This window comes from Stenotrophomonas sp. STEN033, from assembly GCF_056856655.1.
Genome location: NZ_JBXFWM010000006.1, coordinates 67,485 through 82,852 on the forward strand (window position 1 = coordinate 67,485; position 15,368 = coordinate 82,852).

The window sequence follows — 15,368 nt, forward strand, 5'->3', positions numbered from 1 at the left end:
GCTTCAAAGCTTTGAACGCGTCCGAACTGGTGGCTGATCCCAAAGACGGAATACCGAGCTGCATCGCAGGGGCTTTTCTGCCACAAATCTCACTTGCAAGCGTTGTGAACCAGATTGTCCCAATAGCTGGACATGGCAAAATCGCGCTTGACCCCCGCCGCCTCATAGGCGGCCGCCCGTCCCCGCCGCGCTGACTCACAAGCGTTTGAACGGTTGGCACTGCCCATGCCGCCAGAAGCCGAGGCCGCTGCACCTCGATCATTCGCGTACCGCTGGTCCAACTGCCGTCGCATACGATAGATCCGCCACTGCTCGGCATTCGATGGCTCGAGTACCGGCGCCGCATCCCATGACTTCACGGCAGCACCCGGGCATGGATCCGACTGGTAGGAAACGTCCTTGCCGTTGACGCATTTGAAGACCTGCTGCGCGTGGCCGTAACCGGCCACGAGGAGAATAAATCCCCCCAGAATCCACCGATACATTCCGTGCTCCATGCCGAACGTTGGTCGGAATCATAGCGTGGTAGTTGCTGTTTCCGGTGGCCGGCAGGCCGCGGCCGTATCTGGGGCGGATGCACCTCTTCGCTACCCGGGGGAGATATGCGAACACCCGTTGCAACTACCCCGCCCCACAAGACGTTGGTTTCAAGCGGGACTGGAATGACCACGCGCTCGGTAAACTTCCATCCATTCCACCGTCTGCGCAATGCCTCCGAACGGGAAGAAATGCAGACTCACGTCGCCATGCGCTTCGGTAAGGCCGTTGGCCAGGCGATCGACAAATCCATCCGGTCCCGGCGCGGCCAGAAGCCTGCCGATCGAAACGCCATATCTGGACCAGACCGATGCGCTTGCGCTGACGCCGCACATTGCCGCGTAGCGTGCAAGCGTGGCGACACTCGCAGGTCCAGGCACACCCACACGCACGGGGTGATGGATGCCGCGCTGGCGCAGCTCTTGCAGCCACCGCAACACGAGCTCCGCGTCAAAGCTGAACTGCGTGACGATCAGGGGCGACATGCCACGGATCTGTATGCTGTGGCACTTTCTTGCAAGTACCTGCCAGCGAATCGCTTCGCTCATGACCGGGTGGCCCTCCGGATGGCCGCCCACTCCAATGTGTTTGATACCCGAGCGTTCGAACACCCCGGTTTCAATCAGCGAGACGCTGTCGGCGAACCTGCCCTTGGGGCTGGGCGAATCACCGGCAATCACGAAGCAACGCTCGACCCCAGCGTAATTGGCTGCGCGCGTCAAGAAAGATTCCAGTGCTTCAAGCGAGGCGATCCGGCGTGCAGGAACGTGTACCACAGGCTCGAAGCCAAGTCCCCGAACCGTTGTGGTCGCAGCTAGCCGTGCAGCGTTGTCTTCCCCTGCAAGATAGGGAATGAAAATGCTGGTGCCGGGCGCTATCCGCGGCGTGGCCGTGATCAACGCCGGAATGGCTTTTACACTTACTTCCAGCGAGTAACCACTGGTGAGGGAACTGGGGAGGCTGGACATATCGGAAGGAATCAGGGGTCTCACTGGCGAAGGCCGGCTGCAGCCACCGCGCTTGAGTTGCGGGCCAGTTCAAAGAAAGCCCGCACATAGTCAATGCCGGTATCGGCTTCGCGCGCGCCCAGAAAGATCTGCTTGGCGATACCGCGCGCACCCAGCCGAACCGGTACCACCGCCATCCGGCTCGCGTACTCCTCCACCAGCCAACGCGGCAGTGCGGCCACGCCGCGGCCGCTGGCCACCATCTGCACCATGATATCGGTGGTCTCAATGGCCTTGTGCCGCCTGGGTGTAATGCCTGCGGGCAGCAGGAACTGGCTGTAGATATCCAGGCGCTCGATGTCCACGGGGTAGCTGATAAGAATCTCCCGGGTCAGCTGCTGTGGCTTGACGTATGCGGCCGATGCCAGCGGATGGTCCTTGGCTACGACCAGCACCTGCTCGTAGTCGAACACCGGCTCGAACTTCAGGCCTGGCTTGAACAGTGGGTCGGGGGTGACCAGCAGATCGATCTCGTAGCCGAACAGCGCCCCGATTCCGCCGAACTGGAACTTCTGCCGGACATCCACATCCACGTCCGGCCATGCGGCCAGATAGGGTGACACCACCTTGAGCAGCCACTGGTAGCAGGGATGGCATTCCATACCGATGCGCAATGCACCACGCTCGCCCTGCGCGAACTGGCCCAGGCGTTCTTCGGCCAGGTCCAGCTGTGGCAATACCCGGTTCGCCACCGCCAACAAGTACTGACCGGATTGGGTGAGTCGCAGACTGCGACCTTCACGCAGCCAGATGTCGGTGCCCAACTGCTGTTCGAGCTTGCGGATGCTGTGGCTCAAGGCTGACTGGGTCAGGTTCAACACGCCCGCGGCTGCAGTCAGCGAGCCCTGCTTTTCGACCTGCTGGACGATGCTCAGATGGATGCGCTCAAGCATGTGAATGAATTTTCTTCATGGAATCGTGAAATTAAACCATTTTACCTCATCGAAAACCGCAACTAGGATCGAACCTCATACGCGGCGCCATTCAGCTGGCGACTATCCAGCCCCCATCAAGGCAGAAATGACACACCCTCCCCCACTTCGCGTTGTCGCTGTTTCCGGCGGGCTGCAGCGCCCCTCCAAGGCCGCTGCCCTGGTCGAGCATCTGTCCAAGCTAATCGCTGCCGAGCTCCATTGCGAGCCGCAGCTCGTGGAGCTCGGCCAACTCGCGCCGCAACTTGCCGGTACGGTAAGGCGTAGCGAACTACCCGTTTCTGTGGAACTTGATCTGGCAGCCGTCGAGAACGCTGATGTGCTGGTGGTAGCGACGCCGGTCTACCGCGGTTCCTACACCGGGCTGTTCAAACACTTCTTCGACTTTATTCACCAGGACGCACTGATCGATACCCCGGTGTTGCTGGCTGCAACCGGCGGCAGCGAGCGCCATGCGCTCATGATCGATCACCAACTGCGACCGCTTTTCAGCTTCTTCCAGGCACGCACCCTGCCGCTGGGCGTGTACGCGACCGACAGGGACTTCGTCGGCCATGCGCTGGACAACGCCGATCTGCTCGAACGCGCCAGATTGGCAGTGGAACGCGCGTTGCCGGTGCTCGAACTCACCCACCGGGCCGCGGCAAGCAGCAACAGAACCATCGCCGCCTGACAGCAAACTCCCTGCCGAATCAGCGCGACGCTGTGCCGGCCCCCATCCGCAGAACCTAGGGTAGCGCACCGCCATGAAAGACAGTTTTGAATTCAGCCTCAAGCGAATCCGCTTCGATGAAAACTACCAGCCATTGGACAGTACGCGGCTGACGACCAACTTCGCCAATCTGGCCAGGGGCAACAGCCGCCAACAGAACCTGCGCAATACGCTGCGGATGATAGACAACCGGTTCAACAGTCTGGCCGGTTGGGACAACCCGATGGGGGATCGCTATGCCATCGAACTTGAGATCATCTCTGCCGAAATGGACATATCTGGTCAAAGCCCGGCAGATTCCTTTCCGCTGATCGAGATACTGAACACAACCATCGTTGACCGCCGCACAAAGACACGTATCGACGGGATCGTGGGAAACAACTTCTCTTCCTACGTGCGTGACTACGACTTCAGCGTCCTGCTGCCCGAATACAACAGCAACCGTACGGCATTTGCCGCACCGGATGATTTTGGCGACCTGCACGGAAAACTGTTCAAACACTTCGTGCACTCGCGTGCCTACAAGGACAATTTCAACAAGCTGCCGGTGATCTGCATCAGCGCGTCCAGCAGCAAGATCTACCACCGTACCGCCAATCAGCACCCGGCACTGGGCGTGGAATACCTGCAGAACGAGCTGTCCCCAACCGACCAGTACTTCGCGAAGATGGGGATGCAGGTCCGTTTCTTCATGCCGCCGGACAGTGTTGCGCCGCTGGCGTTCTACTTTTTTGGCGACCTGTTGGGCGACTACACCGATCTGGAACTGATCGGGACCATCAGCACGATGGAGACCTTCCAGAAGATCTATCGCCCCGAGATCTACAACGCCAACTCTGCGGCCGGCAGCGTCTATCAACCGAGCTTGAAGCATCAGGACTACTCCGTGACAAAGATCGTCTACGACCGAGAGGAACGCAGCCAGTTGGCGATCAAGCAAGGACGCTTCACCGAAGAGAACTTCATCAGACCGCACCGGAAAACACTGGAACAGTGGGCCGCAGCCTGCGCGCTCTGATCACTCCAAGGAATACAAAATAATCCGCCATGAAGAAACTGTTGCCCACCTCAACCGCTGGCAGCCTTCCCAAACCCGCTTGGCTTGCCCAGCCCGAGAAACTCTGGTCACCATGGAAGCTCCAGGACGAGGAATTGCTTGAAGGCAAGCAGGATGCCTTGCGCCTTTCGCTGCATGAGCAGTTGCAGGCCGGCATCGACATCGTCAGCGATGGCGAGCAGACCCGCCAACACTTCGTCACCACCTTCATCGAGCACCTCGACGGCGTTGACTTCGAGAAGCGCGAGACGGTCAGAATCCGCAACCGCTATGACGCCAGCGTGCCAACCGTCGTAGGTGCGGTCAGCCGGCAGAAGCCGGTCTTCGTCGAAGATGCCAGGTTCCTGCGCAAGCAGACCACGCAACCGATCAAGTGGGCGTTGCCCGGCCCGATGACGATGATCGATACGCTCTACGATGATCATTACAAAAGCCGCGAGAAGCTTGCCTGGGAGTTCGCCAGGATCCTCAATCAGGAAGCCAGGGAGCTGGAAGCGGCTGGTGTCGACATCATCCAGTTCGACGAGCCTGCCTTCAACGTCTTCTTCGATGAAGTGAATGACTGGGGTGTTGCCGCCCTGGAACGGGCGATCGAGGGGCTCAAGTGTGAGACTGCCGTGCACATATGCTACGGCTACGGCATCAAGGCCAATACCGACTGGAAGAAGAGCCTGGGTTCGGAGTGGCGCCAATACGAAGAAAGCTTCCCGAAACTGCAGCAATCCGGCATCGACATCATCTCACTGGAGTGCCAGAACTCGCATGTGCCCATCGATCTGATCGAACTGGTACGTGGCAAGAAAGTGATGGTAGGCGCCATCGACGTGGCCAGCGACATCATCGAAACGCCCGAGAATGTAGCCGATACCCTGCGCAAGGCCCTCCAGTTCGTGGATGCGGACAAGCTCTATCCATCCACCAACTGCGGCATGGCCCCGCTGTCTCGCCAAGTGGCCAGAGGCAAGTTGCATGCACTCAGCGCCGGTGCAGAGATCGTTCGCCGAGAGCTGTTGACCTGAACCCTGCAGCCCGGGTGGGCGCAGCGCACCCGGGATAACGATCTGGAGGCACCAGCGACAGGCTTTCGAGTCAGGCCAAGTTGCCCACCAAACCGCAGAACCCCGCTCTTCCGGCGCAACCCACTGTCAGGCAGGCGCACGCCGGTAATGCATGGCAACTGTGCCGTTGTGTAGCGGCGTCGATGAAATCAGCTCCAGCCGACGCGTACTCGCCAGCCCGCGCTGGTACAAGGTCGGCCCATGTCCGGCAATCCTGGGGTGGATGAGGAACTTGTACTCATCGATCAGATCCAGTCGGTCCAACTCGGTAGCGAGCATGCCGCTACCGAGCAGCACGCCAGCCGGCGTCGCCTCCTTGAGCTTCTGCACGCTCGTGCGCAGGTCGCCACCGATGTGGTGGCTGTTGGTCCAGGGAAACGCCGTCCGCAGCGACGACACCACGTACTTCGGCTTGGCCTCCAGCTTGACCGCCCAGTCGCGCATCGCCGCTGTAGCGTCTTCGTCGCCGCGCGCGACCGCCGGCCAATAGGCCTCCATCATCTCGTAGGTAACGCGGCCCCAAAGCATCGCACCGGCCTCATCCATAAGGCGACTGAAAAAGGCATGTGTCTCGTCGTCGGCGATGCCCTCCTGGTGGTCAACGCAGCCATCCAGGGTGACGTTCAGGCTGAAGGTCAGAAGTCCCATGCGAGTTTACTCAGAATTGGGCGTCCCACCGGATTGTCGCTCGTCGGCGCGCGCATTGCAGCACCGGACGCCTATCCCTGCCACGATCATCCGGCGACTGACGAAGCCAGGATGATCTGGGCCACATAGTAAAGCGGCAGGCCCCAAAACCGGTTGATCGCCCCCGGTGCCACGAAGCGGTTGCGGGCAACAGCAACGTCCGAAACCGCGAACATCACCGCCCCCACTGCAAGCAACCACGTTCCGGAGGCAGCGTTTGCGGCGATCGCCAACGCACACATGGCAACGATGGCTGTCACGTACGCCACAACGGCAAGGCGATAGAACACTTTCAGGTAGCGCCAAAGCCATATGACAACCGCGATGCCGAGACAGCCCATGATGGCGAACCCTGCCACCAAGGCGGTGCCAGCCGTGGGCAGGGATGCAAACGCCATCGCGAACGCAACGTGGGCAAACAGAAAGCTGGCCAGGCCAAGCAGGAAGAGACGGCTCTTGTGGGACAGCAGCAAAACGTCACCCACCCAACTCAGCCCAAGCCCCACCAGGATCAACTTCCCATAGACGGATGCTGTCGCGTCGAGCTGAAGCGCCAACACAAGGAATGCCGTACTGGCGACAACTTTCAGCAGGACTTTGCCCGCTTTCCAACCGCGGTACTCGCAGAAGACCAATGTGCCACAGGCAACAAGGCAAAGGATGATCGTGGCGCTTGCAGCGTTCACCATGGCTATCTGCGTTCTCCCCAACGCTGTAGTGATCTCAGGACGGGAAACGGGCTCGTCTGAGGCTGATGGTTGACGGGGACCCGCCAACCAAACGCCAAGCGACGACCCAGGCCACTGCTGCACCTAGCTTGCCTTGGCCGCCGTCTTCCAGGCAACAGCGTCGATATCGAACGAGCGGGCCGGAATTGGCCTGACTCTGCATCCACCAAGGCTTGGCCATCACAAGGTTGCGCTATTCTCTGGTCAGAGAAGCTCGCCCAAGCAGTCCACATCGCCAAGCCAAGCCAAGCCGCCAGGTTACCGCCCGCATGTCCCGAGTCGATCCAACTGCTGTTGCCGAAACGCCTCCCGGGGTCGCCGTTCGGCGAACGCTCCGCTGGTGCATGGGAGAGCGTAGTGTCGTCGTCGACAGCGTGGCGGAGGAGGTCCCCGTTGCGATGCGCTACAACGGTGTTCCCTTCGCCGTAATGATGGCCACACCGTCGGACCTGGAAGACCTGGCACTGGGTTTTTCGCTGACCGAAGGTCTCCTCACCGATGCTTCCGAGCTGATCGGGGTGGAAGTACATCCCAGCATCGAAGGCATCGAGATTCATATGCAGGTAACGGGCACTGCCCGTGCAGCGTCCCTGCCAGCCACTTCTGGTCGGGCCTTGCCTGGGCGCAGCGGATGCGGTTTGTGCGGTGCAAGACTCCTGGAAGACATCATGCGGTTGACACCGCCGATCGAGAGCGCTTCGACGTTTCCGGTCGCCTCATTGCGATTGGCCTTGTCCTCGCTTCCCCGGATGCAACCCATGAACATGGCAACGGGATCCACCCACGCCGCGGCCTGGGTGGAGCTGGACGGCCGGATCACACGGCTTCGGGAGGATGTCGGACGGCACAATGCACTGGACAAGCTTGTTGGCAGCCTCCGTCGCGGTTCCCGATCGACCGAAGCAGGGCTGGTTCTGCTATCGAGCCGTGCCAGCTATGAAATGGTCAGCAAGGCGGCCCACGCTGGCATGGCCGTCGTCGCTGCCGTATCCGCGCCGACTGCGCTTGCGATCGATCTGGCAAACGCGGCTGGCATCTGCCTGATCGGCTTCGCCCGGCGTGATCGGTTCAACGTGTATTCGCATCCGGAACGTCTGCTGGGATCTGAATAGGGGATTGGCGGCAGCCACAACGTCCACCCGGATTTGCTGGACCAACGTGTGCCATGAATTCCGAGCAATGGAAAGCCTGTACCCGAGCGCCGGCCGTGGCTTCAAGGCCTCGATCTGGCGGGCCCGGGTGATCATGGGCCGGATCTGCCACCCGCGACGCCCGGGCGAAACAACGACAGGGAATCCACTTCTGGAAATCACACGAAAACAACATTCACACGGTCAGTGTTGTGGCGGGTCTGGAGGCTCTCTGTTACATGGAATGCTGGTTCGGTACCGGGGATTCGGCCTGCACACGATCATCGAGTCGTCTGTCGGCCTTGTGTCGCGCCTGCGACAAGCAGACTTTCCGCAGCCCCATCGCGTCCGACAAAGGCTGTCCCTCGTTGTTCAGACCCGGCTTCAGGCTTGCCCTCCCCGTCCTTGATGTACCCATACCAGAGTGAGGCAGCACCATGACTGAGAAGGACATCCCCGGCATTCGCAACTACGATGCTCCGGCAGGTGGTTGGGGGGCACTCAGGGCAACGGCCAAAGCGATCAGCGAACAGATGGCGGCCCCCGAAGCTGCGATCACCCTGTTTCGTACCAACAAGCCGGAGGGCTTCGATTGCCCTGGCTGCGCGTGGCCTGACCGCAAGCACACCTCTACCTTCCAGTTCTGCGAGAACGGCGCGAAAGCCGTGACCTGGGAGGCGACCAAGAAACGCGTTACGCCGGAGTTCTTTGCCTCCAACACCGTTTCCTCGCTTCTGGAAATGACGGACTACCAGTTGGAGGACCAGGGGCGCCTGACCCATCCGCTGGCTTACAACCCGGAGAAGGACATCTACGAGGCCGTGGAATGGGACGAGGCGCTGGGCCGGATCGGGCAGATTCTGCGTGAACAGCCGGACCCGAACATGGTTGAGTTCTACACCTCTGGGCGCGCCTCCAACGAGGCCGCATTCCTGTACCAGATCTTCGCGCGTGAGTATGGAACGAACAACTTCCCTGACTGCTCCAACATGTGCCACGAAGCCACCAGCATGGGCCTGCCTTCGTCGATAGGCATCGGCAAGGGCACGGTCTCGCTGGATGACTTTGATGCCTGCGAGCTGATCATCTCCATCGGCCACAATCCCGGCACCAATCACCCCCGCATGATGGGAACGCTGCACGAGGTCGCACGCCGCGGCGCCCCCATCATCGTGCTCAATCCGCTGCGCGAGCGCGCCCTGGAGCGCTTCGCCGATCCGCAGGATCCGCTGGAGATGGCAACACTCGGCGCAACGGAGATCGCCTCTTCCTATCTGCAGCCACGCATAGGTGGCGATGCCGCAGCACTGAAAGGCATCATGAAGGCCCTGCTGGAGATGGAGGCGGCCGAGGGCGAGGATGCCGGCATCCTGGATCGCGCGTTCATTGAAGAACACACCCGGGGATTCGACGCCTTCGTCGGGGACCTGCAGGCGGCGAGCTGGGAAGCAATCGTGTCCGAATCAGGCTTGCCTGAGGGCGATCTGCGCAAGGTCGCCCAGGCCTATGCCAGATCCAACGCGACCATCGTCACCTACGGCATGGGCATCACCCAGCACAGCACGGGCACCAGGAATGTCCAGCAGATTGCCAACCTGCTGCTCCTGCGTGGCAACTTCGGAAAGCCGGGTGCAGGCATCTGCCCACTACGCGGACACTCCAATGTGCAGGGGGACCGCAGCGTCGGCATCACCGAGAAGCCGAGTACCGAACTCCTCGAAAGGATCGAGAAGCGTTTTGGCTTCCGCGCGCCCAGCGACCATGGCCACGACGCCGTCGCTGCGATGCAGGCCATCATTGAGGGCCGCTCGCGGGTGTTGATCTGCCTCGGGGGAAATCTTGCCGTGGCACTACCCGATGGCGATGCCTGTTTCGCCGGGATGCGCCAACTCGAAATGTCGGTCCACATAGCCACCAAGCTCAATCGAAGCCACCTGCTGGTCGGCAGGAACACCTTCATCCTGCCCTGCCTCGGCCGAACCGAGCTGGACATTCAAGCCACCGGGCCGCAGGCGGTCACCGTGGAAGACTCGATGTCGATGGTGCATGCATCGCGGGGCAAACTGAGACCAGCCTCTGAGCAGCTGCGTTCAGAGCCGGCAATCGTTGCAGGCATCGCCAGCGCAACCCTGCCATCGAGTCGCGTGCAGTGGATGGAAATGGTGGCTGACTACGACCTGATACGCGAAGCCATCGAAGCGGTGTTCCCCGATTTCTCCGACTACAACGCCAGGATCCGGATTCCCGGTGGCTTCCGCCTGCCGTTGCCGCCTACCCAACGCATCTGGCGCACTGCATCGGGCAAGGCCGAGTTCCTCCGCTTCTCGGGGCTGGCTGAAGACCCGAAAGCCGTCGACAAGGCGGTGCTGAAGCTGGCAACCATCCGCAGTCACGACCAGTACAACACCACGATCTACAGTTTGGATGATCGCTACCGTGGCGTCTTCGGTCGCCGCGATGTCGTGTTCATGAACGAAGCGGACATGAGCGAACGCGGGATCCAACAGGGCGACCGCATCCGCATAACGACGGCACTTGAGAACGAGGGCGAAAGGATCCTGGAGAACGTCATTGCGGTGAGCTACCAGATTTCCCGTGGGTCCGTAGCGACGTATTACCCGGAAGGAAACTGCCTTATCCCACTGAGCTACATCGACCCTGCCAGTGGCACGCCGTCCTACAAATCAGTGCCGGTGCACATCAGCAGGGCGTAGCGGCGTTCCCGCCTTCGTGGCGCGTGGTGGTTGAAGCGGTGTGGCTTCATAACGCTGCTTCAATTCTCTCCAGCCGGAACACCCTTCCCTGCCGCGAAGGCCAGGAACTGATGTATGGGAAGCGCCTTCGCATAGAGCCAGCCCTGCCCGAACTGCACATCGGAATGCTTCAGATAGGCTTCCTGCTCCGGCGTCTCGATTCCTTCGGCGATGATCGTCAGCTTCAGGGCATGCGCCATGTTGATGATATGGTCCACCACGATGCTCTGCGCAGCATCAGCGCCGATAACGCGGGTAAAGGACTTATCGATCTTGAGTGCGTCCAGCGAGAGGCCCTCCAGCAGGGATAGGCTTGAATAACCGGTGCCGAAGTCATCAATGGTGACCCGGTAGCCGAGAGAGCGCGCATTGCCGATTACCGCTACAGCCGCTGCGGCGTTGATGAAGCCGCGTTCGGTGATCTCCAGCCATATCTGCGCCGGCCGGAGACCCTCCCTCGCCACCGCTGCATTCAAGCCTTGCAGGAACCGCCCGCTCTCCATTTCATTGGCGGGTATGTTGATTGAGAGATGGGCATCTGCATGTCCGCGTAGATACTGGCTCATCTCAGCAACGCCGACGTCGATCACCAGATCGGTCAGCGGTGAGATGAGACCGGTGGCCTCCGCCAGCGGAATGAACTGGTCAGGAAATGCCATCGGCGTACCTGGTCGCTGCCACCTGACCAGCGCTTCGGCGCCGATGCACAGCCCATTTGCAAGGTTGATGATCGGCTGGTAATGAACCGCGAATTCCCTGTTCCTGATCGCCAATTCCAGCGTCTTCGCCGGCGACAGCTGCTGCCTCGATACCCAGATGATGAGGCCGATCAGTATCAGCGAGATGGCCGCGCCGATGGGTAGCAGGTACCGCCAATCCAAGCCTGCCGCGGCCCCGGTCAGCGCGGTGTCAGTCAGCGCAAAGGCGACGAGGCCAGCCGCCGGTCGGGAGGAAAATGCGTACTGATCGCCTATGCCCGGCTGGTTGCCCGCAAGAAGCATCTGGATCACCCGTGGCTGGACGGCACCAGAGGCTTCAAGGACCCGCCCATCACGACTGGCAACGCCGTACACCACCTGCGTACTGATCACCAGGTCGGTAAGCCGGCCCGGGGTAATCAGCACCCCGTAGTCGCCGCGCCGAACCTCCACCCGGGGCTCGCCCCTGAACAGCCTGGGCAACTCGGCATACGACAGCGTGCTGCCGTCGCCAAGATCCAGGTCCGCATCACCGGCCGGCACCGGCGGCGAGATCACGCCAAGCCGCGTGCATACCAGTTTTCCGTCCTCGAAATAGCCCAGGTCCTCGATGCTGCGCGCGTCGGCAACCACCTGGCCCATCATCTTCAGGTGCGCGAGCGAGCAGTCGGTACGATCAATGCTGCCTGCGCGTACAAGCGCGCGCTTGGCATCATCCAGCGTGCGCTCGGTGCGCTTTGCGGTGGATGCAGCGACATCGTCCAGGTGCTGTTGCTGTGTCCTCAGCGTCTGCTCGCGCTGCACCCAGGACATTCCGATCAGTGGCAGAACACCCGCCGCAACCGCCAGGACGCCGGCGGCAAGCAGTACCGATTTCCTTCTCATGCAGCCCCGCCGTCTCGGCACACGTCCAATCCTGACAGCGTACCGCAAAGCCACAGGCCATCGCAGCGCGCAGATCCGTGCGCTATCAAAGGCCAGAACGCGTCAGCCGGGTGGTCACCGCGGACGCTCGCATGACAACCCGTCATTGCCGGCGGGTTCACGCGTCTGTTCCAGCGCAACGGGGGCCAGACCGGTGCTTTCCCGGGGTATCACATCGAAACACCAATGATGACGCTGGATGCGTTGAACAGCACCACCACCGGGCCGCCTTCCTCCAGTTCCAATGCGGCTGTCCCGGCCCGGGTGATGACGGCAACTACACTGCAGCCGTGGCCGATATCCACCACCACTTCGTCGTTCACGGCGCCTTCGGTGATGCGCGCCACCGTACCGTTGAACTGGTTGCGTGCCGAACACCGCGTGCCCTGCCCCTGCGCCAGCAGCACCGACGACGCCTTGATCAGCGCATAGGCTGGCATGCCAACCTCCAGCCCCAACGATGCCATGCTGCCGTGGGTGATGGTCGCCACGACCGTCAACCCGGGCGCGACTTCAATCTGCACTTCATCGTTCACGGCACCGGCTGCCACCGCGCTGATCCGGCCATGGAACTGATTGCGCGCACTTGTGATCATTCCGATCCTCCGTATCAATGCCATGTCCTCGTCCAATCCGGCGGGAATCTGCTGGGATTGCAGGAAGGCGCGGTGTGCGCGTTCAAGCTGCTCGAAGCGCGCAACCAGTTGTCGTCCGCGCTCGGTCAACTGCGCACCGCCGCCGCCACGCCCGCCGACGCTGCGTGACACCAAGGGTTCGCCGGCTGCCGTGTTCATGGCGTCTACGGCGTCCCAGGCGTTCTTGTAGGTCATTCCCATCCGCTTGGCGGCCTGGCTGATCGAACCGCAGGCGTCGATGAACCCCAGCAAGGCGAAGCGGCCACGGCCGCCCAGACTTTGCCCCGCAACGTTCAGCCATAGGCTGCCTTGCAGCTCAAGCGTGGGGTCGGTCTCGCTCATATGGTCTGGTCCCTGCAGCGGTAGCGGCGGTCAGTGTAAGCCGGGCGCCATCTCCACCCGGCTTGATATCGATCAAGGACGCTCCGGCGCTCCCCCCCCGACAATCCCTGCATCGGTCACGAAGTTGACCTCACCGTACCGTTATATCATTTTGGATATAGCGAACCCGAGGATTGCGAGCATGCGCACCTGCCGTTTCGTTCTGCCGCTGTCAGCCCTACTGCTCCCCCTGTCGGCCGCAGCTGCCGACACAGCGACTGCGCCGCCGGTTTTCACCTTGGGCAGTGTCGATGTCCACGCCGAGCGCGGCACCTCTCCCACTGTCGCCGAACGCAACCTGGACGCGGACCGCATCCAGCAGCTGGACCGCAACACAGTCGGAGAGGCAGTCAGCGTACTGCCGGGCGTCAGCCTGGCACGCAATTCGCGCAACGAGGACATGGTCTACCTGCGCGGCTTCGATCCCCGCCAGGTGCCGGTATTCCTCGACGGCGTCCCGCTGTACGTGCCCTATGACGGCTATGTCGACTTCGGTCGTTTCACCACCTTCGACCTGGCCCGGATCGATGTTGCCAGTGGCGCCGCATCACTGCTCTATGGGCCCAACATCCTCGGCGGGGCGATCAACCTGATCAGCCGGCGGCCGGAGCGTCCATTCGAGGCTGACCTGCGGCTGGGCGTCGCCGATGGCGGCGAGCGCAAGGCGGCGGTCAACCTCGGCGGTCGCCAAGGTGATTGGTACTACCAGCTCGGCTGGTCAATCCTGAAGGCGGATGCGTTCCCACTCCCGGACGGGTTCGTCGATTACAAGCGCGTACCTACCGACACCGGTGATGACCGTCGCAACGCCGACCGCGAAGATCGCCGGCTGTCATTCAAGCTCGGCTATACGCCGCGTGAGGGCGATGAATATGCCATCGGCTACGCGCGCCAGGATGGCGAGAAGGGCAACCCGGTGTACACGGGAACCGCACGCAGCGGCATCCGTTACTGGCGCTGGCCATGGTGGGACAAGGACAGCCTTTACTTCATCGGCAATACCCAGCTCGGTCAGCACACGACCTTGCGCACCCGCCTGTACCGCGACACCTACGGCAACGGACTGGAGGCCTACACCGACGGCAGTTATCAAACCACGCTGGACAACACCAGTTTCCCCAGCATCTACGACGACAAGACAATCGGCGGCTCGCTGACCTTGGCCAGCAACGCCCTGCCCCGCCAGCAACTGCAGCTTGCATTGCATTGCAAGCAAGACCAGCACAGCGAGCGCAACCCGCACTCGCCGACCAAGGACTTCCGCGATGTCACCACCTCGGTGGCAATCGAAGACCGTATCGCACTGACTGACACCGCGCACCTGCGCGCAGGCCTCGGCCATGACCGTCGCGAGGCCAAGCGTGTCTACTACTGGCCGACCGGCAGTGCCGATGCCACCAATGCCGTTCTGGAGTACGTGCAGCAATTGGCACCGGAGCAGCAGTGGTATGCCAGCGCCGCACGTCGCACGCGCTTCCCCACCATCAAGGATCGCTACTCGGCACGCATGGGGGCCGCACTGCCCAACCCTGACCTCGCCCCCGAGCATGCCACCCATCTCGAACTCGGCCTGCGCGGTAGCTGGTGGCAAGGCAGCCAACTGCAGGCAGCGGTGTTCCACAGCCGCATTGATGACCTGATCCAGACCGCCGTCGTTGCCTCGCCTGAGTGCGGCGGTCGCACCTGCAATCAGGCACAGAACATTGGCCGTGCCCGCAACGTCGGTATGGAGCTGGGCTTGCAGCAGCGCATAGGCGACGACTGGGACCTGCAGGCAAGCTACACCTGGTTGCGGCGCACCAACCTGGAGAACCGGGATGTGGCCCTGCTCGACAGCCCACGCCAGCGCTTGTTCATGGCCGTTGGCTGGCAGCTGCTGCCGCAGTTGCGTCTGCAGGCCAGTCTGGAAGCCGAACAAGGTCGCAAGGTCAGCTATGCCGATACAACTCGTCCGGTGCGTGCCCTGCCTGGCTTCGGCATCGGTGGACTGAAGGCGAGCTGGTCACCGCGCGGCAACGTCGGCTTCGATCTGGGCGTGCGCAATATCGGCGACAAATGGTACGAGTTGGCCGATGGCTACCCCATGCCCGGCCGCACCTGGTTTGCCAATGCCAACTGGAGGTACTGAG

At 61.7% G+C, this 15,368-nt stretch carries 13 protein-coding genes; 6 read left to right on the forward strand and 7 right to left on the reverse strand.

The genetic code is table 11. The features are described from left to right. Positions 1-89 precede the first annotated feature (89 nt). The 3 genes from AC1VXC_RS03840 to AC1VXC_RS03850 all read right to left on the reverse strand — a co-directional run bounded on the left by AC1VXC_RS03840 (position 90) and on the right by AC1VXC_RS03850 (position 2,437). The gene (locus AC1VXC_RS03840) at positions 90-485 is read right to left on the reverse strand and encodes a DUF4124 domain-containing protein (protein ID WP_481538072.1); all 396 of its coding nucleotides are present in this window, start codon (positions 483-485) and stop codon (positions 90-92) included. A 162-nt stretch (positions 486-647) separates the two neighbouring features. Next, a complete protein-coding gene (locus tag AC1VXC_RS03845) occupies positions 648-1,520 on the reverse strand; it encodes a methylenetetrahydrofolate reductase (protein WP_481538107.1) in 873 nt (290 codons plus the stop codon). 5 nt (positions 1,521-1,525) lie between these two features. Beyond that, entirely contained in the window at positions 1,526-2,437 is a 912-nt protein-coding gene (locus AC1VXC_RS03850) for a LysR family transcriptional regulator (RefSeq protein WP_481538073.1), read from the reverse strand. Between the two features lie 127 nt (positions 2,438-2,564). Between AC1VXC_RS03850 and msuE the strand changes: the two genes are divergently transcribed. The 3 genes from msuE (at position 2,565) to AC1VXC_RS03865 (ending at position 5,264) form a co-directional block, all read left to right on the forward strand. Further along, a complete protein-coding gene (msuE, locus tag AC1VXC_RS03855) occupies positions 2,565-3,149 on the forward strand; it encodes an FMN reductase (protein ID WP_313493425.1) in 585 nt (194 codons plus the stop codon). Between the two features lie 73 nt (positions 3,150-3,222). Then, a complete protein-coding gene (locus tag AC1VXC_RS03860) occupies positions 3,223-4,206 on the forward strand; it encodes a DUF1852 domain-containing protein (protein ID WP_313493404.1) in 984 nt (327 codons plus the stop codon). Positions 4,207-4,235: 29 nt separating this feature from the next. Next, the gene (locus AC1VXC_RS03865; protein WP_313493403.1) at positions 4,236-5,264 is read left to right on the forward strand and encodes a methionine synthase; all 1,029 of its coding nucleotides are present in this window, start codon (positions 4,236-4,238) and stop codon (positions 5,262-5,264) included. 126 nt (positions 5,265-5,390) lie between these two features. Here the strand turns inward: AC1VXC_RS03865 and AC1VXC_RS03870 are convergent, their stop codons facing one another. Beyond that, positions 5,391-5,951 (reverse strand): dihydrofolate reductase family protein, encoded by a 561-nt coding sequence (locus tag AC1VXC_RS03870; protein ID WP_313493401.1) that lies wholly within the window; start codon positions 5,949-5,951, stop codon positions 5,391-5,393. An 86-nt stretch (positions 5,952-6,037) separates the two neighbouring features. Further along, positions 6,038-6,679 (reverse strand): lysoplasmalogenase, encoded by a 642-nt coding sequence (locus tag AC1VXC_RS03875; protein WP_313493400.1) that lies wholly within the window; start codon positions 6,677-6,679, stop codon positions 6,038-6,040. Positions 6,680-6,987: 308 nt separating this feature from the next. Here AC1VXC_RS03875 and fdhD point away from each other — a divergent pair, with 308 nt between their 5' ends. Together fdhD and AC1VXC_RS03885 are read left to right on the forward strand one after the other, a co-directional pair. Then, entirely contained in the window at positions 6,988-7,830 is an 843-nt protein-coding gene (fdhD, locus tag AC1VXC_RS03880) for a formate dehydrogenase accessory sulfurtransferase FdhD (RefSeq protein ID WP_313493399.1), read from the forward strand. 455 nt (positions 7,831-8,285) lie between these two features. Then, a complete protein-coding gene (locus AC1VXC_RS03885; RefSeq protein WP_481538074.1) occupies positions 8,286-10,562 on the forward strand; it encodes an FdhF/YdeP family oxidoreductase in 2,277 nt (758 codons plus the stop codon). A gap of 59 nt (positions 10,563-10,621) precedes the next feature. Here the strand turns inward: AC1VXC_RS03885 and AC1VXC_RS03890 are convergent, their stop codons facing one another. Together AC1VXC_RS03890 and AC1VXC_RS03895 are read right to left on the reverse strand one after the other, a co-directional pair. Then, positions 10,622-12,184 (reverse strand): EAL domain-containing protein, encoded by a 1,563-nt coding sequence (locus AC1VXC_RS03890; protein ID WP_481538075.1) that lies wholly within the window; start codon positions 12,182-12,184, stop codon positions 10,622-10,624. A 209-nt stretch (positions 12,185-12,393) separates the two neighbouring features. After that, on the reverse strand, positions 12,394-13,200 hold the full coding sequence (locus tag AC1VXC_RS03895; protein WP_481538076.1) for a TOBE domain-containing protein: 807 nt from the start codon (positions 13,198-13,200) through the stop codon (positions 12,394-12,396). A 181-nt stretch (positions 13,201-13,381) separates the two neighbouring features. Between AC1VXC_RS03895 and AC1VXC_RS03900 the strand changes: the two genes are divergently transcribed. Continuing rightward, the gene (locus tag AC1VXC_RS03900; RefSeq protein ID WP_481538077.1) at positions 13,382-15,367 is read left to right on the forward strand and encodes a TonB-dependent receptor plug domain-containing protein; all 1,986 of its coding nucleotides are present in this window, start codon (positions 13,382-13,384) and stop codon (positions 15,365-15,367) included. Position 15,368 lies beyond the last annotated feature (1 nt).

What these genes read in the sequence shown, in the direction of transcription:
- AC1VXC_RS03840 (WP_481538072.1), bottom strand. Translation starts at nt 485, where the DNA reads ATGTATCGGTGGATTCTGGGGGGATTTATTCTCCTCGTGGCCGGTTAC.
- AC1VXC_RS03850 (WP_481538073.1), bottom strand. Translation starts at nt 2,437, where the DNA reads ATGCTTGAGCGCATCCATCTGAGCATCGTCCAGCAGGTCGAAAAGCAG.
- msuE (WP_313493425.1), top strand. Translation starts at nt 2,565, where the DNA reads ATGACACACCCTCCCCCACTTCGCGTTGTCGCTGTTTCCGGCGGGCTG.
- AC1VXC_RS03860 (WP_313493404.1), top strand. Translation starts at nt 3,223, where the DNA reads ATGAAAGACAGTTTTGAATTCAGCCTCAAGCGAATCCGCTTCGATGAA.
- AC1VXC_RS03865 (WP_313493403.1), top strand. Translation starts at nt 4,236, where the DNA reads ATGAAGAAACTGTTGCCCACCTCAACCGCTGGCAGCCTTCCCAAACCC.
- AC1VXC_RS03870 (WP_313493401.1), bottom strand. Translation starts at nt 5,951, where the DNA reads ATGGGACTTCTGACCTTCAGCCTGAACGTCACCCTGGATGGCTGCGTT.
- AC1VXC_RS03875 (WP_313493400.1), bottom strand. Translation starts at nt 6,679, where the DNA reads ATGGTGAACGCTGCAAGCGCCACGATCATCCTTTGCCTTGTTGCCTGT.
- fdhD (WP_313493399.1), top strand. Translation starts at nt 6,988, where the DNA reads ATGTCCCGAGTCGATCCAACTGCTGTTGCCGAAACGCCTCCCGGGGTC.
- AC1VXC_RS03885 (WP_481538074.1), top strand. Translation starts at nt 8,286, where the DNA reads ATGACTGAGAAGGACATCCCCGGCATTCGCAACTACGATGCTCCGGCA.
- AC1VXC_RS03890 (WP_481538075.1), bottom strand. Translation starts at nt 12,184, where the DNA reads ATGAGAAGGAAATCGGTACTGCTTGCCGCCGGCGTCCTGGCGGTTGCG.
- AC1VXC_RS03895 (WP_481538076.1), bottom strand. Translation starts at nt 13,200, where the DNA reads ATGAGCGAGACCGACCCCACGCTTGAGCTGCAAGGCAGCCTATGGCTG.
- AC1VXC_RS03900 (WP_481538077.1), top strand. Translation starts at nt 13,382, where the DNA reads ATGCGCACCTGCCGTTTCGTTCTGCCGCTGTCAGCCCTACTGCTCCCC.